The following is a 23793-nucleotide window of genomic DNA, read 5'->3' on the forward strand; positions in this document are numbered from 1 at the left end:
TTTGAGCACACCGCTGCGTATAGTATTTGCGGGCACGCCGGATTTTGCCGCGCGCCATTTACAAGCCCTGCTCGATAGTGAGCATGAGGTGGTTGCGGTTTATAGCCGTGAAGATAAACCCGCTGGCCGAGGCAAGAAGCTCACGGCAAGCCCCGTTAAACAGCTTGCGCTTGAGCATGACTTACCCGTGTATCAGCCTCGCACGTTGCGTGATGAACAGGCACAAGCGGAGCTGGCTGCCTTGAACGCCGACGTGATGGTCGTGGTCGCTTACGGGCTGATTCTGCCCAAGCCCGTATTGGACACCCCCAAGCTAGGGTGTATTAATGTGCATGGCTCCATTCTGCCACGTTGGCGTGGCGCCGCTCCTATCGAACGAGCAGTATGGGCTGGTGACAATGAGACGGGGGTCACCATCATGCAGATGGATGAAGGGCTCGACACGGGCGATATGCTTAAAATTGCGACCTTGCCCATTGATGAGAAAGAAACCAGTGGTAGCCTATATTTGCGCCTTGCGGAGCTGGGTCCACAGGCATTGATTGATTGTCTGAATGACATGGCTAACGGCATTATTCTTGCTGAGCCACAAAACGATGCCAAAGCCAACTATGCCGAAAAGCTCAGTAAGCAAGAAGCGCAGATCGATTGGCATCAAGACGCCGCGTTTATCGAACGTTGTGTACGGGCATTTAACCCGCGCCCGGTCAGCTACTTCACCTTAGGTGAGCAAAACATCAAGGTGTGGGGCGCTAACGCACTAGATATCGACGTGGACGCGGCGCCAGGCACAGTGATCAACACTGACAAACATGGCATTCAGGTCGCGACCGGAAAAGGCGTGATCCAGCTGACCCAACTACAACCCCCGGGCAAAAAAGCCATGCAAGCGCATGAACTACTGAATGCACGTCGTGAATGGTTTGAAACAGGCACCCAACTGTAGCGTGCCACCGATACGTGAGAAGAAGGCCAGTACGCTGGCCTTTTTTAATCTGACCCACACTATCGTCTGATGCCAATTTGGCCTTTGAATAGGTGAACATATGAATGTAAGAGCCGCGGCCGCCCGCGTTCTGTATCAAGTGGTTGATCAGGGCCAGTCATTGTCCCAGCAGCTCCCCCTCGCTCAACAGAAGGTCGCCCCGCGTGATGCTGCTTTGTTGCAAGAGATTTGCTATGGCACCTTGCGCTGGTTACCGCGATTAGAGCATATCGTGCAAGCCCTGATGGATAAGCCACTGAAAGGCAAACAACGAGTCTTTCATCACCTCATTCTGGTCGGGTTGTATCAATTAGGCTATATGCGCATCCCGGCCCATGCCGCCGTGGCTGAAACCGTGAATGCCACCAAGCCATTGAAGCGCCCACAATTACGTGGATTGATTAACGCCATTTTGCGCAATTATCAACGCGATCAAGATGCGCTAGACCAAGCCAGCCAAGCGCATGATGCTGGTCATTACTGCCATCCCGGCTGGTTGCTCAAACGCCTTCAGACCGCCTATCCATCAAATTGGCAAGACATTGTGGCGGCAAATCATCAAAAAGCGCCGATGTGGCTGCGCGTCAACCGCCAGCACCATTCTCGAGACAGTTATCAAGCGCAGCTGCAACAGGCCGGTATTGGTGCCAGTGCCCATCCAGATGCCATGGACGCTCTGAAACTCGACGCGCCGTGTGATGTGTCTCGCCTCCCTGGTTTTGACCAGGGCTGGGTGTCGGTACAAGATGCCGCCGCGCAGCTGGCTGTCGATTACCTCGAACCCGCGTCTGCAGAACACATTCTCGACTGCTGTGCCGCGCCAGGAGGGAAAACGTGTCATATCCTTGAGCACCAGCCTGATGCCATCGTGACGGCCATTGATGCCGATGAAAACCGCTTATCCCGGATCAAAGAGAACCTGTCACGGTTAGGGCTGAATGCTGATGTGAAACACGCGGATGCCCGTGAGCCGAGCGCTTGGCATCAAGGGCCTGCATTTGATCGTATATTACTGGATGCCCCTTGTTCAGCCACAGGCGTGATCCGGCGTCATCCCGACATTAAGTGGCTACGCCGTGATAGTGACATTCACGCTCTGGTCACGTTACAGGCAGAGATTTTAGACACAATGTGGCAGCAATTGGCGCCAGGCGGTACGCTGGTTTACGCCACCTGCTCAGTATTACCGGATGAGAACCGCGAGCAAATCCGTGCCTTTTTAGCCCGTGAACCTTCCGCGATACTGCGCACCGGCTCGCAAGCGCAGCCTGGTCGCCAGATTTTGCCAGGCGAAGACGACATGGACGGTTTCTATTATGCATGCCTAGAGAAGCCTTTGTGCGACTAGGCAGGGAGTGACAGTAGCATGAAAATCATCATCTTGGGTGCAGGACAAGTCGGCGGCACCCTGGCAGAAAACCTGGTAGGGGAAAACAATGATATCACCATTGTTGACCGCGCCCCCGAACGACTGCGTGAGCTACAAGATAAGTATGACTTACGCGTGGTACAGGGGTTTGCCAGTCACCCAACCACGCTGCAAGAAGCCGGCGCTCAAGATGCAGATATGCTGGTCGCTGTGACCAACTCAGACGAAACCAATATGATCGCCTGTCAGGTCGCATATACACGTTTTAATACACCAAACCGCGTCGCTCGGATCCGCAGCCCTGAATACTTGGCGGTGAAAGAGCAACTGTTTAACAGCGACGCCTGTCCGGTTGACCATCTTATCGCCCCTGAAGAGCTGGTCACTCGTTATATTCGTCGTCTAATTGAATACCCAGGCGCCTTACAGGTGGTCAGCTTTGCCGATAAAAAGGTCGGTCTGGTTGCGGTTAAGGCGTATTACGGCGGTCCTTTGGTCGGTAAAGCCTTGTCCGCCTTGCGTGAGCATATGCCGCATGTCGATACCCGTGTCGCCGCTATTTTCCGTCGTGACCGGCCCATTCGTCCACAAGGCACCACCATCATCGAAGCCGATGATGAAGTCTTTTTCGTCGCCGCGAGTAACCATATTCGCTCGGTGATGAGTGAATTACAGCGCCTTGAAAAACCCTACAAACGCATCATGATTGTTGGTGGTGGCAACATTGGTGCCGGCCTCGCGATGGCGTTGGAGCGTCAATACAGCGTGAAGTTGATTGAGCGTAACCCCTCCCGTGCGGAGCACCTTTCTGAGTTACTTGAAGAAACCACGGTGTTTTGTGGCGATGCCTCTGACCAAGAACTGCTCAGTGAAGAGCATATTGATCAGATTGATGTGTTTATCGCGGTCACCAACGAAGACGAAGCCAATATTATGTCGGCCATGTTGGCGAAACGCCTTGGCGCGAAAAAAGTCATGGTGCTTATCCAGCGCGGCGCTTATGTGGACTTGGTGCAAGGCGGGGTGATTGATATTGCCATCTCCCCTCAACAGGCGACGATATCTGCGCTACTCACCCATGTGCGCCGCGCAGACATTGTTAATGTCTCGTCACTACGACGCGGCGCCGCTGAGGCGATTGAAGCCATCGCCCATGGGGATGCGTCGACATCCAAAGTGGTCGGGCGCGCCATCGGCGAGATAAAACTGCCCCCCGGTACCACCATCGGTGCTGTGGTGCGCGGCGATGAAGTGTTAATTGCGCACGATAAAACCGTGATCCAGCAAGATGACCATGTGGTCTTGTTCTTGGTGAACAAAAAATATATTCCTGACGTTGAACGCCTGTTCCAGCCCAGTCCCTTCTTCCTATGATCCTCGCCTGCAGGCGTTGTTGCCTGCAGGCTCACGCTTTTTCGCTGTCTACTGCCGTTCCAATCACTTTGGGTATACACTAATAAAAGTTCTCTCGGTATCGATGACACACAAAGGAACGCCATGTCGGACGATAAGTTTCAGCAATCTACCAGCTTCCTCAAAAAAGCTGTGCCTTTGATGATGAAATACAAGGTGCCCACCACGCCCACCAACTATGCCCTGTGGTACACCTATGTCGCCAATACCGACGCCAAACTCAATGCGGATGTCGATGCCACTGTCGATGAGCACGGTACCTGTAGTCCGCTGCAAAGCGACATGCTTTACCAAAAACACATGGCCGATAAGCATAGCCGAGACATCAATGCGTTAAAGCAAAGCTTAGAGTCGATGATGACCGAGATGAGCCACTCAATGTCAGATACTATCCAAGATACTGACGCTTTCCATTCGGTTCTCGATAACACCTTTGAACAGCTGTCACGGGTCGAAAATGAAGGGTTATCCATTGATGAGACCATCGCCGTGGTACGCAACGTGGTCAAAGATTCGCAAGCGCTTACCCAGTCGACCCGCTACTTTAAACACCAGCTTAATGACGCGCAGCAAGAGATTGCGCAATTAAAGCAAAATTTGGCTGAGATGACCGAACAAGCCACTCATGATGGCCTAACCGGTTTGCTTAACCGGGCCGCCTTCGAGCGCGAACTCGCCGCCTACATTGATAGCCCACAAACCTGGCCGTTCTGCTTGGTACTGATCGATCTCGACCACTTCAAACATCTCAATGATACCTACGGCCATGTGCTCGGTGATATTGCCTTAAAGCAAGTTTCTAAACGGATCCTCGACTACTGTCGCGATGGCGTACAAGCCTTTCGCTACGGGGGCGAAGAATTTGCCTTGCTGGTGCCGCAAAAACGCCTCAGCACGGCCAAGCGCACCGCTGAAACATTGCGGGCGGCGATTGACCGCATGGTGATCAAAGACCGGCGTCGTGGCCGCACTCTAGACAGCATTACCGTATCGATAGGCGTCGCCGAGTATGACGAATATAAAGGTGAGAGCGGCGCAGATCTGATTTACCGTGCCGATCAGCACCTGTATCAAGCTAAAAACCTAGGCCGTAATCGCGTGATGCCGATTAATTAATCACCACCTGAGCGGAAATTGATCCTGGCTAAGTTTCACCTCAGTGTGGTCGGGCACAATGGCATTTTTTACGTGCCACACTGAGGACGCCCATATGCAATGCCACCGTATCAATGAGCTGCTCGACCTACTCAATCAATCTTGGCAAAAAACCCCTGACTGTTCTCTGATGCAAATGCTCATCCAGATCGCTGATGAAGCCGGTCATGGTCAGGATATCACCACACTGTCAGACGATACCTTGATCTATCAGCTTAAGATGCGACTAGAAGATACTGATGCCCCCATTCCTGGGCTAGCCAAAGATTGTGAAGACGATTTTAAAGCCGCGATTTTGCGCGCACGCGGGATCCCGCCTCAGCAATCGTCGTGAAAGCAGTCTGGCTAATCGTCTGTTATAGCTAGATTTCATTGAGTTTGTGGCTATGTTGCAAACTATGACTCTGGTAGCGTATTCAAGGAGTTCGCTGCGCTACAATCACAGGCAACAATGATAATCAGGGCCTGGCAACGCACCATGGACCCGTACCCCAAGGAAAGCCAATGTCATGAGCGATAAAAAAATCAACGTCAAAGACGTGACTGCAAAAGAGTACAACCCCAAAACTCACAAAGGGGCTGACGACCGTTTCAACCCAAGCAATCGTATTTATGTGCGTGCGGTAAAAGGCTATTACCAGCGTATGCGACGCTATATGGGCTGGTTTTTCATGCTGGTGTTCCTCGCCATTCCATGGCTCCCATACCAAGGACGCCAAGCCATCTTACTCGACATCGGTAATCAGAAATTTACCTTTTTTGGCACCACACTCTGGCCACAAGACCTTACCTTGCTGGCTGCACTATTGATGCTCGCGGCATTTGGCCTTTTCTTTATCACCACCTTTCTTGGCCGCGTGTGGTGTGGGTATTTATGCCCGCAAACCGTGTGGACCTTCTTATTTATTTGGTTTGAAGAAAAACTCGAAGGCGCCGCCAACAAGCGCCGCAAGCAAGACTCGTTAAAACTGACGCCTGAGCTAGCCGCGCGCAAAACCGCTAAACACGCGGCATGGTGGGCGATCTCCTTGATTACCGGGATGACCTTCGTTGGCTACTTTGTGCCAATGCGCGAGTTAGCTATCGATTTAGTCACCTTTGATACCAGCTTCTGGGTCGGTTTTTGGGTGATCTTCTTTGCCGCTTGTACTTATGGCAATGCAGGCTGGATGCGCTCGATTATGTGTATTCATATGTGCCCTTACGCACGCTTCCAGTCGGCGATGTTCGACAAAGACACCTTCATTGTCGGGTATGATGCTAAGCGCGGCGAAAAACGCGGCCCTCGTCCTCGCAAAAAAGATCCGAAAGAGTTGGGACTCGGTGACTGCATTGACTGTAATTTGTGTGTGCAGGTCTGCCCAACAGGCATCGATATTCGTGACGGCTTGCAATACGAATGTATCAACTGTGGTGCCTGTATCGATGCTTGCGATGAAACCATGGATAGGATGGGCTATGAGCGTGGACTGATTAGCTACACCACCGAGCACAAACTAGAAGGCAAGAAAACCGCCGTGATGCGACCTAAGCTCCTTGGCTACGGGGTCGTCATGACCATCGTCACCGCGATGTTCATCTACTTAGCGATGTCAGTAATGCCCATGGAGCTGGATGTGATTCGAGACCGAAACCAGCTTTATCGCATCAATAACCAAGGGTTGGTGGAAAACACTTATACCTTAAAAATCCTCAATAAAACCCAATCGGATGAGACGTACCAACTGTCGGTGAATGGGCTGAACGATGTGGAATGGCATGGCCCGCAAACGGTCAATGTCCAAGCAGGGGAAGTGTTCTCATTACCCATCAGCCTCGCCGTTGATACCTATGAGATGGAACAGCGTATTGCCGACATCACTTTTGTGATGGAACGTGAGTCGGGTGAGGAGCAAAAAGTGGTCACGGCAGAGAGTCGGTTTATCACGGACCTCTAATCGTCATTTTAATCCACAATGAAAGGGCGCAGGCAGCGCCCTTTTTATTTGTTACCATGGCGTTTTGCCACACAAACGGAATGCTCATGACTGACCATGGCTTTGACTTTCATACACTAACGCCAGATGTTCAGTTAAATGCGATTGAGTCGGTGGGGATCTATCCTCAATCAGGCTTGCTTGCGCTGAACAGCTATGAAAACCGTGTTGCCCAATTTGTCGCTGATGATGGCCAGCGCTATGTGGTGAAGTTTTACCGTCCTGGGCGATGGTCTAACGCGCAAATTATCGAAGAGCACGCATTCTGTCATGAGCTCGCCCAGGCCGATATTCCCGTGGTAGCCCCAATCTACCGCGACGGTACAAGCCTTTTTACCGCCGAGGGGTTTCGCTTTGCGTTATTTCCCAGTGTCGGCGGCCGGGGTTTTGAAGTGGATAATTGGGATCAACTTGAGGCGGTCGGCCGTTACCTCGGCCGCCTACACCAAGTGGGCGCGGCGACCCCCTTCCAACAACGGGCAAAGTTTGATCTCGACAGTCATCTTTATCAACCTCGTCAGGTGTTAAATGAGGCAAACCTGATCCCAGAAGGCATTCAGGCAACCTTTTTCTCTGATCTTGACCGCTTAATTGACGCCATTGCCGCTCGCTGGCATACAAATTGGCCGGCGATCCGCTTGCACGGCGACTGCCACCCCAGCAACATTCTGTGGCGCGACGGTCCACTGTTTGTGGATTTTGACGACACGCGTAACGGCCCTGCGATTCAAGACTTGTGGCTGTTTTTAAACGGCAGTCGTGCCGATCAGCTCGCCCAACTCGATACCTTGGCAGAAGGTTATCGCGAATTTCGTGAATTTCCCGCCGATCAATTGCAACTGATCGAGCCGTTGCGTGGTCTGAGAATGGTGCACTATATGGCGTGGCTAGCAAAACGCTGGCAAGACCCGGCATTTCCACGTGCATTCCCTTGGTTTGCTGATGCAAAATACTGGGAAGGTCAGGTACTTGCATTTAAAGAACAACTTGCCACCTTAGAAGCGCCACCGCTTACGCTGTACCCGTAAGCGCTCAATCGATAACGGAGAGTCATTCAATCATGTTAAAGAAACTGTTTCCTGTACTACTCATCCTCGGCTTAACCGCCTGCTCTGAGCCTGAAAGCGTGACACAAACGTCATCACAAACCACGCAAACCGCAGAGTCTACCCAAACGCAGTCTGAATCCACCGCGCCTATGGAAGTGGCTGACGCTAAGCCGGGACGCTTTAAGGCGGGGGAAGACTACCAAGTGCTGGACACGCCAGCGACGGATACGCCCACAGTCACTGAGTTTTTCTCCTTCTACTGTCCTCACTGCTATCAATTTGAGCCACTGGTTCAACAGCTCAAACAGCAGGTGCCTGACAACGCCAAAGTGGTGAAAAATCACGTCTCCTTTATGGGCGGGGATATGGGCAGTGTCCTAACCCGTGCATACGCAACCGCCGTGGTACTGAATGCACAAGACACCATTATTCCAGTGATGTTCGATCGCATTCACGTGGCGCAAAACCCACCCAAATCATTGGCCGAGGTGCGCCAACTGTTCGTTGATAACGGCATTGATGGCCAAGAGTTTGATGGTGCTTACAACAGCTTTGCGGCCAACTCAATGGCGAAGCGCTTTGACCAATCGTTCGAAAAAGCGGGCCTGCGCGGCGTGCCTGCCGTGGTCGTCAATGGCAAGTATCATGTCACACCGAAAACCGTGGAAACCCCCGAAGAATACTTTCAGTTGATCAACTTCTTGCTTACCCAAAAGTAATTAGCTGACTTGGGCGTTGAGGTGGCGTAATAAGCCATCCATCGCCCGATACCCCAGCGCCTCAGCAAGGTGAGGACGCTGGATGGTGTCAACATCGGCCAAATCGGCAATGGTTCTCGCCACTTTAATGATCCTATGGTATGCCCGCACAGACAGTCCCAAACGATGCAGGGCTTGTTCTAAAAAAGCGGCATCGGTTTGAGCCAGTTGGCAATGTTGTTCCATTTCTCGATTGCTCAGCAACGCATTAACCTTACCTTGACGCGCCAACATCCTGGCTCGCGCCGCTTCAACTCGAGCTTTTACCACGACCGTTGACTCACCGCGCTCACCACCACTGGAGAGGCTCCCTCTTGGCAGTGCCGGAATATCAATCGACATATCAAACCTGTCCAATAATGGCCCAGACAAACGGGCTAGATAGCGCAAGATTTGCTGTGGGTTTGAGCGCGCGAGCTCTCCTTCATGATGGCCTGTGGGGCTGGGGTTTAATGCGCCTATCAGCTGAAAGCGTGCGGGAAAGCGGGTTTTGCCATTGGCGCGGGAGATAATAATCTCCCCCGACTCTAGCGGCTCACGCAGGGCATCAAGCACCCGGCGCTCGAACTCTGGCATCTCATCGAGAAACAGCACCCCATGGTGAGACAAAGAGATCTCTCCCGGGCGCGGAACGGTGCCACCCCCAACCAATGCCGCCATCGAGCTTGAGTGGTGTGGACTACGAAACGGGCGCCGACGCCAGTTTCCTTCATGCAAAGGTTGCTGGGTCAACGACGTGACCGCGGCTGACGCTAATGCCTCTTCATCATTCATAGGCGGGAGCAAATCACACAACCGCGAGGCTAGCATGGTTTTTCCGGTTCCGGGCGGGCCAACAAAAAGCAGATTATGTGAACCACTGGCGGCGATCTCTAGCGCGCGTTTTCCTTGTTGTTGGCCAATAATGTCACGCAAACACCGTGTTGAGGGAGGTTCGGGGGCTTCTACCTGTGTCGCATTCAAACCGAGATTTTGTTGACCAATGAGGTGCTGCGCCACCGCAATCAGATCAGGCGCTGACACATGGCGCTCATTATCCACCAATGCCACCTGGCTGGCGTTATCATCTGGCACCACCAGTGCGCGCTGCGCTTTTTGACAGGCAAGCGCGGCGGGCAAGGCCCCTTTAACCGGCCGTAGCTGTCCGGACAAAGCCAACTCCCCCAAAAACTCGAATTCGTTGAGCCGCTTTTCCGGCAGCTGCCCAGATGCAACCAAGATCCCGAGCGCTATCGGCAAATCAAACCGTCCACCTTCTTTGGGTAAGTCAGCCGGTGCAAGGTTAACGGTGATCCGGCGTGATGGGAACTCAAAGTTCGACGTCACAATTGCACTTCTCACCCTGTCCCGCGCTTCTTTCACCGTGGTTTCAGGCAGCCCCACCAGCGCAAACCCAGGTAAACCGTTAGATATGTGTACTTCTACAGTCACATTCGGTGCTTGCACGCCCACACAGGCTCGACTGTGCACTATCGCTAATGCCATTTTCTCTCCGCGTTACCCTTGTTAACCACTATGAAACCCGACTCTTATAGTGCAGAGCCAATTTATGATTAAGAGTATTTTTTTCTTGTCATGCGAGTGAGGTCTGTGATACCACTACAAATGCACAACAATTAAACACGAGACTCGGCGACAGATCGGGTTCGTGACTGACCTGTAACAAGCAGGCGTAAACAAAAACACAATTAACAAAAAGCCCATAAAATGGGCTAACGACAAGAAAAGACAGACAAATGCTTAACTTCGCTATCGTCCTAATTATTCGCCTCATCGTGGTCATTATTCCGCGAGGGGTTTAGGTACGCGAAACACAGCAGCAACATCGCAACCAAGCCCCCGCAACCAACAGGTTCGGGGGCTTTTTTCATTCATGTGGCGACGCCACGCGACAACGGAAGCAACAATGATGGAGAGCGCAGAGACAGATCATTCGCCCGCCTGCCCTCCCCGTTCATACGGGGAGGGACAAGGATGACAGGTGCACAATGGGTTGTGGAAGCCTTACGTAAGCAAGGCGTTGAAACCGTATTTGGGTATCCAGGCGGCGCCATCATGCCTGTGTATGATGCCCTCTATGATGGTGGGGTTGAACATATTTTATGTCGCCACGAACAAGGGGCAGCGATGGCCGCCATCGGGTATGCCCGCGCCAGTGGCCGTCCTGGCGTCTGCCTCGCGACATCGGGACCGGGCGCCACTAACTTAGTCACCGGGCTTGCCGATGCGATGATGGACTCGGTGCCCGTAGTCGCGATCACCGGCCAGGTCGCCAGCCCACTAATAGGGACGGATGCGTTCCAAGAGATTGATGTCCTCGGCTTATCTCTCGCCTGCACCAAACACAGTTTTCTGGTCACCGATCCGGCCGAGCTTACGACGACTTTAGCGCAGGCATTCGAAATAGCACAATCAGGCCGTCCTGGCCCGGTATTGGTGGATATCGCTAAAGATGTGCAACAAGCACTGATCCCAAACACTGAGGCTAAGGTTCATGTTTCACACGCTGCACCTGTGGATAGCCAAACACTCGAAAAGGCCAATGCGCTTATTCGTACCAGTGAGCGCCCTATGGTTTACCTCGGTGGCGGTGTGGTATTGGGTAAAGCCACCGAGGCGTTACGCGATTACTTGGCACGCAGTCAGCTCCCGGTGGTCAGCACACTAAAAGGCTTGGGCACGGTTGAATCAAACTATCCGCATTACCTTGGAATGCTGGGTATGCATGGCACCAAAGCGGCGAACCTCGCGGTGCAGGCGTCCGACTTACTGATTGTGGTTGGCGCACGTTTCGATGACCGGGTGACCGGCAAGCTCGATACCTTCGCCCCTCATGCCAACGTGGTGCACCTTGATATTGATGCGGCCGAAATCAACAAACTGCGCCGCGCGCAAGCACCGGTTTGCGCCCCACTCAATCAAGTACTCCCTGCACTCGCATGCCCTGACACGTCACCGGCATGGCGGGAACAAATTACCGAATGGCAGACCTCGCACGCGTGGCGCTACGACCACCCTGGCGAGGCCATCTATGCTCCCGCCTTGCTCAAAAGCTTGTCCGATAGCATGTCCGCAAGCACAGTCGTTGCCACCGATGTGGGCCAACATCAAATGTGGGTCGCGCAACATGTTCGTCCCTCTCAACCCGAGAACCTGCTGACCTCGGCGGGGCTAGGCACCATGGGATTTGGCTTGCCTGCCGCAATGGGCGCCAAAGTAGCCCGTCCCGAGGATGAAGTGGTACTGGTGTCCGGAGATGGCTCATTCATGATGAACGTCCAAGAGCTCGGTACGCTCAAGCGTCGCGGCATCGGGGTAAAAATCATCCTGCTAGATAACCAGCGTTTGGGCATGGTGCGTCAATGGCAACAATTGTTTTTCGAGCAACGCTATAGTGAAACCGACCTGTCTGATAACCCGGATTTTCTCACCCTGGCGCGCGCCTTTGATATTCCTGGGCACAGTATCCAGCGTAAAGATGAGGTCGAGGACGCACTCAACACCTTGATGACACATCAAGGTCCTTATTTGCTGCATGTTGCCATTGATGAAATGGAAAATGTATGGCCGCTGGTACCACCCGGCGCGGCAAACCAACAAATGATGGAGCAAGACTTATGATGCAACACCAGTTTTCTATTCATGCGACCCACAGCCCTGAACTGCTCGAGCGTGTTTTGCGTGTGATCCGTCATCGCGGTTTTACGGTTTGCCAGTTCAACATGTCTTTGCCCGCGGACAACGGCCACGTCATTTTTGATGTCACCGTCGAAAGCCAAAGAGCGATCGAGACCTTGCGACCACAACTGACTAAGCTATGGGATGTGGCTGAGGTCATGATGTCCTCATCCCAGCAACAATCCCTACGCGCATAACCAAAAAGGAAGAAAAGAATGTCGACAAATACCGCTGATTACATTTGGTCTAACGGTGAAATGATCGCTTGGCAGGATGCCACCGTGCACGTACTCACGCACGCCATGCACTACGGCACCTCAGTGTTTGAAGGGATCCGCTGCTATGACACACCGAACGGCCCAGTGGTGTTTCGCCATCGCGAGCACATGCAGCGCTTAAAAGATTCTGCCAAAATTTACCGTTTTCCGATCCCCTACAGCGTCGATGCACTCATGGAAGCGTGCCGTGAAACTTTGCGCGTCAATCAGCTACGCTCTGCCTACATTCGCCCGCTTGGCTTTGTGGGCAACGTAGGCTTAGGGGTCTGCCCGCCACCTGATACACAAATGGATATCATCATCGCCGCCTTTAGCTGGGGGAGCTACTTAGGGGAAGAAGCGCTCGCCCAAGGGGTGGATGCCATGGTGTCGAGCTGGAACCGAGCGGCACCCAATACCATTCCGACTGCGGCCAAAGCCGGCGGGAACTACTTATCTTCTCTGTTGGTAGGTGGTGAAGCCCGTCGTCATGGCTATGCCGAAGGCATTGCCTTGGATGTCCGCGGCTACCTGTCCGAAGGGGCCGGTGAAAACCTCTTTATTATTAAAAACGGCGTGATTAGCACCCCCCCGGCGACCAGCGCCATTTTACCGGGGCTCACGCGTGACGCCATCATCACGCTGGCGAAAGAGAAAGGACTCACCATTTGCGAAGAGCCGATTGCGCGTGAAGCACTGTACCTGGCCGATGAAGTCTTTATGACCGGTACCGCGGCAGAAATTGTGCCTGTGCGTAGCGTCGATCAGATCACCGTCGGTGAGGGTCAACGTGGCCCGATCACCGCCTCACTACAGCAAGCCTTCTTTGGCTTGTTTGATGGTACCACCGAAGACAAATGGGGCTGGCTTGACCCGGTTTACCCAGACCAGAGCGCATAAGGCAAAGGAGTCGTAATATGCCAACCTATCGTTCCAAAACTACTACCCACGGTCGCAACATGGCTGGCGCGCGTGCATTGTGGCGCGCTACCGGCGTAAAAGATGATGATTTCGGCAAACCGATTATCGCCGTCGTCAACTCATTTACCCAGTTTGTGCCAGGCCATGTCCATCTCAAAGACATGGGTCAGCTGGTCGCCAAGGAAATCGAAAAAGCAGGCGGCATCGCCAAAGAGTTCAATACCATCGCTGTCGATGATGGTATCGCCATGGGTCATGGTGGCATGCTGTACTCACTGCCTTCCCGTGAGATTATCGCAGACTCGGTCGAGTATATGGTCAATGCCCATTGTGCCGATGCCATGGTCTGTATTTCTAACTGTGACAAAATCACCCCGGGCATGTTGATGGCCTCGATGCGCCTCAATGTCCCGGTGATTTTTGTCTCCGGTGGCCCAATGGAGGCCGGCAAAACCAAGCTGTCCGATCAGATCCTAAAACTCGATCTGGTCGATGCCATGATGCAAGGTGCCAACCCAGATGTGTCCGATGAACAAAGCGAGCAAATTGAGCGCTCCGCGTGTCCCACTTGTGGTTCGTGCTCTGGCATGTTTACCGCCAACTCGATGAACTGTCTCACCGAAGCGTTGGGGCTGAGTCAGCCAGGTAATGGGTCGATGCTCGCCACCCATGCTGACCGTGAACAGCTATTCATCAACGCCGGTAAACGGATTGTTGGGCTGACTAAGCGCTATTATGAGCAAGACGATGACAGCATCCTGCCACGTAATATCGCCAACCGCGCCTCGTTTGAAAACGCGATGGCGCTGGATATTGCGATGGGTGGTTCTACCAATACAGTCTTGCACCTACTGGCGGCTGCGCAAGAAGGCGACGTCCATTTCGATATGGATGATATTGATCGGATGTCACGCCAAGTGCCTCACCTTTGCAAAGTGGCGCCATCGACGCAGCAATATCACATGGAAGATGTGCACCGTGCTGGCGGGGTGATGGGGATCCTCGGTGAGCTTCAGCGCGCTAACTTGCTAAACGTCGAGCAACAAACCGTACTGGGCGTGAGCCTCAAAGAGCAACTGGCGCAATATGACATTGTACAAACCGATGATGAAGCGATTAAAGCTTTCTATCGCGCCGGGCCTGCGGGCATTCGTACCACCCAAGCCTTCTCGCAAACCTGTCGCTGGGACACCCTGGATGATGATCGCCAATCAGGCTGTATCCGCGCCCATGAACATGCCTTTAGCCAAGATGGTGGCTTAGCCGTGCTACAAGGCAACATCGCGCTCAATGGCTGTATCGTCAAAACCGCTGGGGTCGATGAGAGTATTCTGACCTTCGAGGGGCCCGCAGTGGTGTTTGAAAGCCAAGACCACGCGGTGGAAGCCATCCTCGGCGGTGAGGTGAAAGCCGGTGATGTAGTGGTGATCCGTTACGAAGGGCCGAAAGGGGGGCCAGGCATGCAGGAAATGCTCTACCCTACCACCTACTTAAAATCGATGGGATTGGGCAAATCCTGTGCTCTGCTCACCGATGGGCGCTTCTCTGGCGGTACCTCTGGGCTATCCATTGGGCATGTGTCTCCCGAGGCAGCGAACGGCGGCACCATCGCATTAGTGGAAAACGGTGATCGTATTCGTATTGATATCCCCACCCGTGAAATCAGTCTGCTGGTGGACGAAGCGACACTGGCCACACGTCGCGCAGAAGTGAACGCACGCGGCTGGAAGCCCAAAGACCGTCAACGCCAGGTGTCTTACGCGTTAAGAGCCTATGCCAGCCTCGCCACCAGCGCCGATAAAGGTGCGGTGCGCGATCGCAGTAAACTGGAGGAATAAGCATGCAACAGGCGCAACCCTCAACTGCACAACCGATGGACGGTGCTGATTATCTTAGGGATATCTTGCGCGCGCCTGTTTATGAAGTGGCGATTGCCTCGCCTCTTCAAACCATGAAGCGCTTATCTGAGCGCTTCAATAATCAGGTACAGCTCAAGCGTGAAGACCGCCAACCCGTCCACTCGTTTAAATTACGCGGCGCACACAACATGATGGCGCAACTGACGGAGGCGCAAAAAAAAGCGGGCGTGATTGCAGCATCAGCCGGTAACCACGCGCAAGGCGTCGCCCTATCAGGTAGCCGTCTTGGGGTGAAAGCGACCATCGTCATGCCGCGCACGACACCTGCCATCAAGGTCGACGCGGTACGCGGCTTTGGTGGCCATGTCGTGCTGCACGGCAATAATTTCGATGAAGCCAAAGGCATGGCACAACAGCTCGCCGACGAACACGGTTATACCTTTGTGCCCCCTTTTGATCATCCCCAAGTGATTGCTGGACAGGGCACCATTGGCTTGGAGCTGGTGCAACAAAATGGCCACCTCGATTATATTTTTCTGCCCGTTGGAGGCGGAGGCATCGCCGCGGGCGTGGCAGTGCTTGTCAAACAACTGATGCCCAACATCAAAGTTATCGGGGTAGAGGCGGAAGATTCTGCCTGTCTGCGTGCGGCATTAGATGCAGGCTTCCCCGTGACCCTTGATCGCGTGGGCACCTTTGCCGACGGTGTGGCAGTAAAACGCATAGGCGATGAGTCTTTCCGGCTTTGTCAGCAGTACTTAGATGACAGCATCACCGTATCGAGTGATGCGATCTGTGCCGCCGTGCAAGACATCTTTGAGGATACTCGGGCTATCTCCGAGCCCTCCGGCGCTTTGGCATTAGCCGGCCTGAAGCAATACGTGGAAAAACACCAGCTCAAAGACAAGCAGCTCGCAACGGTATTGTCGGGTGCCAATACCAATTTCCATTCGCTGCGCTACGTCTCTGAGCGCGCGGAACTGGGTGAGAAGCGAGAGGGGTTACTGGCTGTCACCATTCCAGAACAAACCGGCGCTTTTTTCAATTTTTGTCAGATATTGGGCGATCGCGCCGTCACCGAGTTCAATTATCGGTATGGCGATGATCATCTCGCGAATATCTTCGTCGGTGTCAGATTACTCGGCGGACAAGAAGAGTTGGACAATATCTTGCGCGACTTACGCCAAGCCGGCTATCCGGTCGAAGATTTGTCCGATGATGAAATGGCTAAAGTGCATGTGCGCTACATGATTGGTGGTCGACCATTGGCCAACCTCAATGAACGGCTTTACAGTTTCGAGTTTCCTGAATACCCAGGGGCACTACTGCACTTTTTGCAAACCTTGGGCACCCACTGGAACATTAGCCTGTTCAATTATCGTAACCATGGTTCGGACTATGGTCGCGTGCTGTGCGGCTTCGAAATTGGCGACAAAGACTTGCTCGCCTTTACGGCCCATTTGCGTGAACTTGGGTATGGCTGGAAAGACGAGACATCAAACCCGGCTTACCGTTTTTTCCTGTCAAAAACCACCGATTAACCCATAACAAAAAGCCCGACATGAATGTCGGGCTTGGTTTATTCGTCTGGCGGCTCTGGGGCCAATGTGACCACATATTCGGCGATCGATAGGGCGTTATCCATCACCGTCTGTCGTGCCATTTGCGGAAGCTGACTCAGCAAGCTCGTCAATGCGGCTAGATCATCACGGTGAGAAAACGCGATATCCCGCTCGTCCGTTTCGCCATGCACGAACCAATTGAAGGGACGGCCGGTAATATCGGCAATCATGACCAGCGCGAGGATTTTCGGATCCGTCTTCCCCGACTCCATATCCAAATAGGTCTGGCGCGCGACATTCAAACGCTTCGCCATGTCTACTTGGGTTATTTTACTAAATTCCCGTGCTTCACGGATCCGTTGCGCCATGCGCGCGGTCGAAATCACCATGGTTCATGCCTCATTTCTGCTACCCGAGCTGTATTAAACACAGCCCGTCACAACACCAACCCTGCATTATGCATGGCTCGGCAGGCGTATCATGGTGGCGCACACCGATAGTGTGACACTACGCTTTTGATGCCTACCTCAGTAAGCAAGTACTTACCCGCATATCTAGTCGAGCAGGCAGTACTTTTATGCGCGCTGGGCCGCTTTAGAATAGTTCACCAAGAACGAAGCCATGTTCACGCTTTGGTTTAAGATCGCAGTACGGGCTTCGTGCGGTAAGCGAGAGAAATGCTCAAGCAGGCGATTCACGTCTTGCTTATACTGAACATCGTGCATTTCGACATCTTCGTCACCGTAGACAAACCATACCAATGGGCGCTCAGTCAGCTCAGCAATATTGGACAACATACGAACACGCGGCTCTGTCTTGCCATTTTCGATATCCAAGTAGGTTTGGCGGGCCACATTAAGCAACTTAGCCATTTTTACTTGGGTGATGCCTTTCCACTCACGCGCTTCTTTGATGCGTTTTGCTACTTGGGTTTTAGAGTCAATCATTGCTTCCTCTCTATAACTGGTCGATGTTAGTCGTTATACCCTGAGTATGCACAATGTAGGCCAAGTTATTAGGCACTCATAAAAACCATAAAAATCAATTATTTAAAACACAGAATGACATTCTGTTTAATTTTCCAGACGCCATGCCTGAGATTAAATGCAAAATGATTTGCATTTTGCAACAAAACCTATGCAGATCGCATTTTTGTAGAAAGAGGGCAGTAATTGATAAAAGATCAACCACGCTCCTGGTCAGAGCGTGGTGATTATTGGGCAGGATTACTCAACCGTCACCGCTTTGGCGAGGTTTCGGGGCTGGTCAACGTCAGTGCCCTTGATTAAGGCTACATGATAAGACAATTGCTGCATCGGCACCGTGTAGAACACGGGGGCGATAATCTCATCAGCATGCGGCATGGCGATAATATTCATTCCCTCCTCGGGTGTGAACCCCGCATCTTGGTCGGCAAACACATAGAGCTGGCCACCGCGGGCACGCACTTCTTCAATGTTTGATTTCAGCTTTTCCAGCAGCTCGTTATTGGGGGCAATCACAATCACTGGCATATCCGCATCAATCAGCGCCAATGGGCCATGTTTAAGCTCACCCGCCGCATAGGCTTCCGCATGAATGTACGAGATCTCTTTTAGCTTGAGCGCGGCTTCAACGGCAATCGGGTAATATTCACCACGTCCCAAAAATAGCGCATGATGCTTGTCGGCAAAGTCTTGGGCAAGTTGCTCAATCGCCTTATCAAAGGTCAGCGCCTGCTCGATACTCGAAGGCAGGTGATGCAAGGCATCGACAATCTCACGTTCTTTATCACGACCAATCGACCCTTGCATTTTGCCCAGCGCGGTGACCAGCATCAGCAGCGCAGACAGTTGGGTGGTAAAGGCCTTTGTCGATGCCACGCCTATTTCTGTTCCTGCTCGGGTCATAAAGGCGAGATCCGACTCTCGTACCAATGACGAGCCCGCAACGTTACAAATCGCCATGGTCGCCATATAACCACGCTCCTTGGCTAAGCGCAGCGCCGCCAGCGTATCGGCCGTTTCGCCAGACTGTGACAAGGTGATCAGCACGCTATTTGGGCGAGTGACAAACTGGCGATAGCGAAACTCCGAGGCAATCTCCACATCACAACTGACCCCTGCCAGCGACTCAAACCAATAACGCGCCACCATGCCCGCATTATACGAGGTGCCACAAGCGATAATTTGAATGTGCTGCGCTTTGGCGAGGATATCACTGGCCCCATTGCCAATTGCCTCGACAATCACATGATCGCTGCCCAAGCGGCCTTCCATGGTATTGGTGAGTGCCGTTGGCTGCTCATAAATCTCTTTTTGCATATAGTGGCGATATTGGCCTTTGTCCGCCGCATCGTATTGAGCACTGGCTTCATGCACCTCACGTTCCACCGGTGTGCCTTCTTGATTATAAATGGTCACTTCGCGGCGAGAGATATCGGCCACATCGCCTTCTTCGAGATAAATGAAACGACGCGTGACATTGAGCAACGCCAACTGATCAGAGGCGAGAAAGTTTTCGCCAATCCCCAAACCAATCACTAGTGGGCTTCCCGAACGCGCAGCAATCAAGCGCTCAGGCTGAGTTTTATCCATCACCACAGTACCGTAAGCGCCCTCGAGCTGGGTGACTGTACGTTGGAATGCTTCAAGCAAATCAGAGGTTTGCTTAAGCTCCCAATCAACCAAATGCGCAATCACTTCAGTATCGGTTTGTGAATGGAATTGATAGCCTCGCGCTTGCAGCTGTTCACGCAGCATTTGGTGGTTTTCAATAATGCCATTGTGTACCACTGCAATCGTCTCGCCAGACATATGTGGGTGGGCATTCACTTCACTGGGCTCGCCATGGGTGGCCCAACGTGTGTGTGCGATACCGGTACCACCGGTAGGATTCGTCTCGGTCACCGCATCTGACAACGCGGCCACTTTACCAAGACGACGCACACGTGTGAGCTGCCCGGTTGCCGAATCAGTGATCGCGACCCCGGCTGAGTCATAACCGCGATACTCAAGGCGACGCAGCCCCTCTACTAAAATCTCGGCGACATCACGCTGCGCGACCGCCCCTACAATTCCACACATAGTCTTTCCTTACTGGTCTTATTACTGGTCTTATTACTGGTCAGCACAGATCACATCTGTGCCGGTTTGTTCTATGGCGTGTTTAAGATCATCGTCAAGCGAACTGTCGGTGATCAGGGTATCGATGCTTGACCACGCAAGCTCTAGATTGGGGATCCGACGGCCAATTTTTTCCGACTCAATCATCACCACCACTTCTCGTGCGACCTCCGCCATCACCCGCGTCAGGCCCGTCATTTCGTTAAAGGTCGTGGTACCCCGTGCCACATCAATGCCATCGGCACCGACAAAAAGCTGATCAAAGTCGTACGCTCGCAAGGTTTGTTCGGCCACTTGGCCTTGAAACGATTCAGAATGGGTGTCCCAGGTGCCCCCAGTCATCAATAGCGTTGGCTCATGTTCCAGTTCACGTATCGCGTTGGCGACCTGTAGCGAGTTGGTCATTACCACAAGACCACGCTTCTTATTCAGTAAAGGGATCAAAGCGGCCGTGGTGGTACCACTGTCGACCACAATCCGGTTATGGTCACGAATGCGCGCAGCGGCCGCATCGGCAATACTTTGCTTTTTTTTCGATACCTTGACCGCCTGCTCCGACACCATTTCTTGTGGCACGGGGACTGCACCGCCATAACGGCGCAGTAACAAGCCATTCTTCTCAAGCTCCGCCAAGTCTTTACGGATCGTCACTTCTGAGGTTTCAAAGCGTTGCGAGAGCGCATCAACACTCACTTGGCCTTGCTCAGTCAATAAACTGACGATGGTATGGCGACGTTGTTGGGTATTTCGTTTCGACATATAACAACCAAAGTTTCGATTCGAAACTTATGGTAGAGCAAACAAAACAAAGATCAAGATAACGCGGCTAAAAGTGTGGCAAAACAAAGAAGAGGAGGATTCAGCGTAGGGCAATAACGAAAAAAGCCCACCAGCAAATGCTGATGGGCTTGATATGGTGCGGAAGGAGAGACTTGAACTCTCACACCTTGCGGCGCCAGAACCTAAATCTGGTGCGTCTACCAATTCCGCCACTTCCGCAAATTTGTATGATAGATCGGCGGGCGGGCCGAGTATCAATTGTCTTGGTGCGGGGGGAGGGACTTGAACCCTCACGTCCTTTCGGACACTAGCACCTGAAGCTAGCGCGTCTACCAATTCCGCCACCGCCGCAAATCGGTGCGATTTACTGCGTTAGCAACAAATCGGAATAATGGTGGCTACGACGGGATTCGAACCTGTGACCCCATCATTATGAGTGATGTGCTCTAACCAACTGAGCTACGTAGCCAACCTAAAGTGGCTGGGGTACCAGGATTCGAACCTGGGAATGACGAGATCAAAACCCGTTGCCTTACCGCTTGGCGATACCCCAATTTTCATGCCGCTAAATGCCACATGTTTAAATAATGGTGCGGAAGGAGAGACTTGAACTCTCACACCTTGCGGCGCCAGAACCTAAATCTGGTGCGTCTACCAATTCCGCCACTTCCGCATTCCAAGTTGTTCATCTTACTTCATGGTAGCTGAAGAAAGATGGCGCGTCCGGGAGGATTCGAACCTCYGACCGCCTGGTTCGTAGCCAGGTACTCTATCCAGCTGAGCTACGGACGCGTTGGCTGGGGTACCAGGATTCGAACCTGGGAATGACGAGATCAAAACCCGTTGCCTTACCGCTTGGCGATACCCCAACTGAGGCGCGCATAATAGGCTGGTTTTTATCGGGAGTCAATACCTGATTTTACCAACCGCACAACTTTTCACCTTTCAAGCTAAAAAGCCGCCTGTGCGCGCTCAACCATCAGTATTCTACTTTTTTTTCGGCCGTTGCCAAGCCTCAATTGTCCTTGGTTTAGCACGAGTGATGATAAGTTGACCATCGGCGACATCTTTGCTGATGGTGCTGCCAGCCCCAACGGTCACCCCTTCGCCGATCACCACAGGTGCCACCAGCTGAGAGTCCGAACCAATAAAGGCGTTATCTTTAATCACGGTTTTATGTTTATTGGCACCATCGTAATTACAGGTGATCACGCCGGCACCAATGTTCACGCCGCGGCCAACCTCGGTATCACCCAGGTAAGTCAGATGATTGGCTTTCGAGCCTTCGCCTAAGCGAGACTTTTTCATCTCGACAAAGTTGCCCACGTGGGCATCGCGCGCCATCTCGGCGCCCGGACGCAGCCGTGTGAACGGACCAACGGTACAATCCTCACCGACGCTAGCCCCTTCTATCACGCTATACGGACGTACCAATGTATTATCATCAACCTCACAATCAATCAGTACGCTCCCGGCCCCGATGGTCACGTTATCCCCTAAGGTGACATTGCCTTCGATGATCACGTTAGCGTCGATGGTGACATCCTGCCCGCATTGCAGCTGGCCACGCAAGTCAAAACGCGCAGGGTCTTTGAGCATCACACCACTGAGTAATAGCTGTTCAGCCTGCATTTTTTGGTATTCGCGCTCAAGGCGAGAAAGCTGCAGGCGGTTATTCACCCCTTCCACTTCCACCGCATTCACAGGGTGAACCGCTTGAATCGAGCGGCCTTGTTGATGTGCCAGCGCAATCACATCGGTGAGATAAAACTCGCCTTGCGCGTTGTGGTTATCAAGTTGCGATAACCAATGCCGCAAGTCACGTCCGGTGGCCACCAGCACACCGGTATTAATTTCGGTGATGGCAAGCTGGCTGTCAGTCGCGTCTTTTTGCTCAACAATCGCCACCACTTCCCCGTTTTCACGGACAATACGGCCGTAGCCAGTCGGATCGTCCTGATGCACAGTTAATAGACCAATCCCACCTTCAGGCTGCCCTTCGAGCAAACGCGAGAGGGTTTGCTCTGAAATCAAAGGGACATCGCCGTAGAGCACCAATACTTGCTCATCATCCGCGAAGTGCGGCGCCGCTTGTTGCACGGCATGGCCGGTGCCCAATTGATCCGCTTGCAAGCACCAGTTCACCGGTGAGTGCGCTAAAACGCGCTGCATAGTGTCGCCACCATGGCCATAAACCAAATGGATTTGCGAAGCGCCGAGGCCGTGACAAGTGTCAATAACGTGCTCAACCATAGGCTTACCCGCCAAGGTATGAAGCACCTTAGGGGTTTGTGAATACATGCGCGTGCCCTTACCGGCCGCGAGAATAACTGCACTGTATTGCATAGTCTTTCCGTGATAAAAGAGAAGATTGTCTATTAAGTTGCCCTTAGTGTAACGCGTTTTAGGTGTCGCGCGAATCGCAGACTACAAGGTGGTCTTTGCAGGCAATAAAAAAGCGACGCCGAAGCGTCGCTTTTATTCTCACCGTAAGTGCCTGATTAACGCTTGTGTTTGGTCAGCTCGATCACTCGAAGCTTCGCAATCGCCTTAGCCAGGTCACTGGCCGCTTGAGCAAAGTCGACGTCTTTATGCTGATTGTGGATTTTATCCTCAGCGCGGCGCTTCGCTTCTTCCGCCTTAGCTTGGTCCAGTTCTTCACCACGAATTGCGGTGTCAGCCAGCACAGTCACTGTGCCAGGCTGCACTTCAAGCGTGCCACCAGAAAGATAAATAATCTCTTCGCTACCGCCTTGTTTGACGATGCGAACCATGCCAGGCGTGATAGCGGTCAGCAGCGGTGTGTGTCCTGCGTGAATACCCAGTTCACCTTCGCTACCGGTCACCTGAATATGCTCAGCACGACCAGAGAACAATTGTCGCTCTGCACTGACCACATCCAGATGGAAGGTTATCGCTGCCATATC

Annotated in this window: 20 protein-coding genes and 7 tRNA genes; 13 read left to right on the forward strand and 14 right to left on the reverse strand. The window is 52.8% G+C overall.

Annotation, left to right across the window (positions count from 1 at the left end; genetic code table 11):
* Position 1: 1 nt before the first annotated feature.
* From fmt to BZG73_RS08890, 8 genes are all read left to right on the forward strand, one after another.
* Positions 2-946, forward strand: a complete 945-nt coding sequence (gene fmt / locus BZG73_RS08855) for a methionyl-tRNA formyltransferase (RefSeq protein WP_046074881.1) — start codon at positions 2-4, stop codon at positions 944-946.
* 100 nt (positions 947-1046) lie between these two features.
* A complete protein-coding gene (gene rsmB / locus BZG73_RS08860) occupies positions 1047-2333 on the forward strand; it encodes a 16S rRNA (cytosine(967)-C(5))-methyltransferase RsmB (protein WP_077668129.1) in 1287 nt (428 codons plus the stop codon).
* 18 nt (positions 2334-2351) lie between these two features.
* On the forward strand, positions 2352-3728 hold the full coding sequence (gene trkA, locus BZG73_RS08865) for a Trk system potassium transporter TrkA (protein ID WP_046074879.1): 1377 nt from the start codon (positions 2352-2354) through the stop codon (positions 3726-3728).
* A gap of 123 nt (positions 3729-3851) precedes the next feature.
* Positions 3852-4883, forward strand: a complete 1032-nt coding sequence (locus BZG73_RS08870) for a GGDEF domain-containing protein (RefSeq protein WP_046074878.1) — start codon at positions 3852-3854, stop codon at positions 4881-4883.
* A gap of 94 nt (positions 4884-4977) precedes the next feature.
* Positions 4978-5256, forward strand: a complete 279-nt coding sequence (locus tag BZG73_RS08875; protein ID WP_046074877.1) for a YihD family protein — start codon at positions 4978-4980, stop codon at positions 5254-5256.
* Positions 5257-5431: 175 nt separating this feature from the next.
* Entirely contained in the window at positions 5432-6859 is a 1428-nt protein-coding gene (gene ccoG, locus BZG73_RS08880) for a cytochrome c oxidase accessory protein CcoG (protein ID WP_046074876.1), read from the forward strand.
* Positions 6860-6945: 86 nt separating this feature from the next.
* Entirely contained in the window at positions 6946-7926 is a 981-nt protein-coding gene (locus tag BZG73_RS08885; protein ID WP_046074875.1) for a serine/threonine protein kinase, read from the forward strand.
* 170 nt (positions 7927-8096) lie between these two features.
* A complete protein-coding gene (locus BZG73_RS08890) occupies positions 8097-8666 on the forward strand; it encodes a thiol:disulfide interchange protein DsbA/DsbL (RefSeq protein ID WP_046074896.1) in 570 nt (189 codons plus the stop codon).
* Here BZG73_RS08890 and BZG73_RS08895 read toward each other — a convergent pair whose 3' ends face one another.
* Entirely contained in the window at positions 8667-10190 is a 1524-nt protein-coding gene (locus BZG73_RS08895; RefSeq protein ID WP_046074874.1) for a YifB family Mg chelatase-like AAA ATPase, read from the reverse strand.
* Positions 10191-10679: 489 nt separating this feature from the next.
* Here BZG73_RS08895 and ilvG point away from each other — a divergent pair, with 489 nt between their 5' ends.
* Genes ilvG through ilvA form a run of 5 tightly spaced genes read left to right on the forward strand, consistent with a single transcriptional unit; the run spans position 10680 to position 16961 of the window.
* Positions 10680-12326 carry an acetolactate synthase 2 catalytic subunit gene (gene ilvG / locus BZG73_RS08900; RefSeq protein WP_077668130.1) on the forward strand — a complete coding sequence of 549 codons (1647 nt, stop codon included), beginning with the start codon at positions 10680-10682 and terminating at the stop codon, positions 12324-12326.
* Positions 12323-12580 (forward strand): acetolactate synthase 2 small subunit, encoded by a 258-nt coding sequence (gene ilvM / locus BZG73_RS08905; RefSeq protein WP_046074872.1) that lies wholly within the window; start codon positions 12323-12325, stop codon positions 12578-12580. The genes ilvG and ilvM overlap by 4 nt, the downstream gene beginning before the upstream one ends.
* Before the next feature lie 18 nt (positions 12581-12598).
* Complete coding sequence (gene ilvE / locus BZG73_RS08910; RefSeq protein WP_077579380.1) at positions 12599-13540, forward strand: branched-chain-amino-acid transaminase; 942 nt, start codon at positions 12599-12601, stop codon at positions 13538-13540.
* A gap of 17 nt (positions 13541-13557) precedes the next feature.
* Positions 13558-15399 carry a dihydroxy-acid dehydratase gene (ilvD, locus tag BZG73_RS08915; protein WP_077668131.1) on the forward strand — a complete coding sequence of 614 codons (1842 nt, stop codon included), beginning with the start codon at positions 13558-13560 and terminating at the stop codon, positions 15397-15399.
* A 2-nt stretch (positions 15400-15401) separates the two neighbouring features.
* Complete coding sequence (gene ilvA / locus BZG73_RS08920) at positions 15402-16961, forward strand: threonine ammonia-lyase, biosynthetic (protein WP_077668132.1); 1560 nt, start codon at positions 15402-15404, stop codon at positions 16959-16961.
* A 38-nt stretch (positions 16962-16999) separates the two neighbouring features.
* Here the strand turns inward: ilvA and BZG73_RS08925 are convergent, their stop codons facing one another.
* The 13 genes from BZG73_RS08925 to BZG73_RS08985 form a co-directional block, all read right to left on the reverse strand.
* Positions 17000-17371 carry a helix-turn-helix domain-containing protein gene (locus tag BZG73_RS08925; RefSeq protein WP_046074868.1) on the reverse strand — a complete coding sequence of 124 codons (372 nt, stop codon included), beginning with the start codon at positions 17369-17371 and terminating at the stop codon, positions 17000-17002.
* 186 nt (positions 17372-17557) lie between these two features.
* The gene (locus BZG73_RS08930; RefSeq protein WP_021022741.1) at positions 17558-17929 is read right to left on the reverse strand and encodes a helix-turn-helix transcriptional regulator; all 372 of its coding nucleotides are present in this window, start codon (positions 17927-17929) and stop codon (positions 17558-17560) included.
* Positions 17930-18208: 279 nt separating this feature from the next.
* Positions 18209-20047 carry a glutamine--fructose-6-phosphate transaminase (isomerizing) gene (gene glmS, locus BZG73_RS08935; RefSeq protein WP_077666885.1) on the reverse strand — a complete coding sequence of 613 codons (1839 nt, stop codon included), beginning with the start codon at positions 20045-20047 and terminating at the stop codon, positions 18209-18211.
* Positions 20048-20080: 33 nt separating this feature from the next.
* The gene (locus tag BZG73_RS08940) at positions 20081-20845 is read right to left on the reverse strand and encodes a DeoR/GlpR family DNA-binding transcription regulator (RefSeq protein ID WP_077668133.1); all 765 of its coding nucleotides are present in this window, start codon (positions 20843-20845) and stop codon (positions 20081-20083) included.
* A 155-nt stretch (positions 20846-21000) separates the two neighbouring features.
* Positions 21001-21085: transfer RNA gene (locus BZG73_RS08945), tRNA-Leu, on the reverse strand.
* Between the two features lie 45 nt (positions 21086-21130).
* Positions 21131-21217 (reverse strand) — tRNA-Leu (locus BZG73_RS08950).
* A 41-nt stretch (positions 21218-21258) separates the two neighbouring features.
* Positions 21259-21335, reverse strand: a tRNA-Met gene (locus BZG73_RS08955).
* A gap of 9 nt (positions 21336-21344) precedes the next feature.
* Positions 21345-21419 (reverse strand) — tRNA-Gln (locus BZG73_RS08960).
* Between the two features lie 35 nt (positions 21420-21454).
* Positions 21455-21539 (reverse strand) — tRNA-Leu (locus tag BZG73_RS08965).
* Positions 21540-21581: 42 nt separating this feature from the next.
* A tRNA-Arg gene (locus BZG73_RS08970) sits at positions 21582-21658 on the reverse strand.
* A gap of 2 nt (positions 21659-21660) precedes the next feature.
* Positions 21661-21735 (reverse strand) — tRNA-Gln (locus tag BZG73_RS08975).
* A gap of 118 nt (positions 21736-21853) precedes the next feature.
* Positions 21854-23212: a bifunctional UDP-N-acetylglucosamine diphosphorylase/glucosamine-1-phosphate N-acetyltransferase GlmU gene (glmU, locus tag BZG73_RS08980; protein ID WP_077668134.1), complete on the reverse strand. Its 1359-nt coding sequence runs from the start codon at positions 23210-23212 to the stop codon at positions 21854-21856.
* A gap of 155 nt (positions 23213-23367) precedes the next feature.
* The gene (locus tag BZG73_RS08985) at positions 23368-23790 is read right to left on the reverse strand and encodes a F0F1 ATP synthase subunit epsilon (protein ID WP_046074864.1); all 423 of its coding nucleotides are present in this window, start codon (positions 23788-23790) and stop codon (positions 23368-23370) included.
* Positions 23791-23793: the final 3 nt, after the last annotated feature.

The sequence above is a fragment of the Salinivibrio siamensis genome (assembly GCF_001996005.1).
In the GTDB taxonomy this organism is placed as follows: Bacteria; Pseudomonadota; Gammaproteobacteria; order Enterobacterales; family Vibrionaceae; genus Salinivibrio; species Salinivibrio siamensis.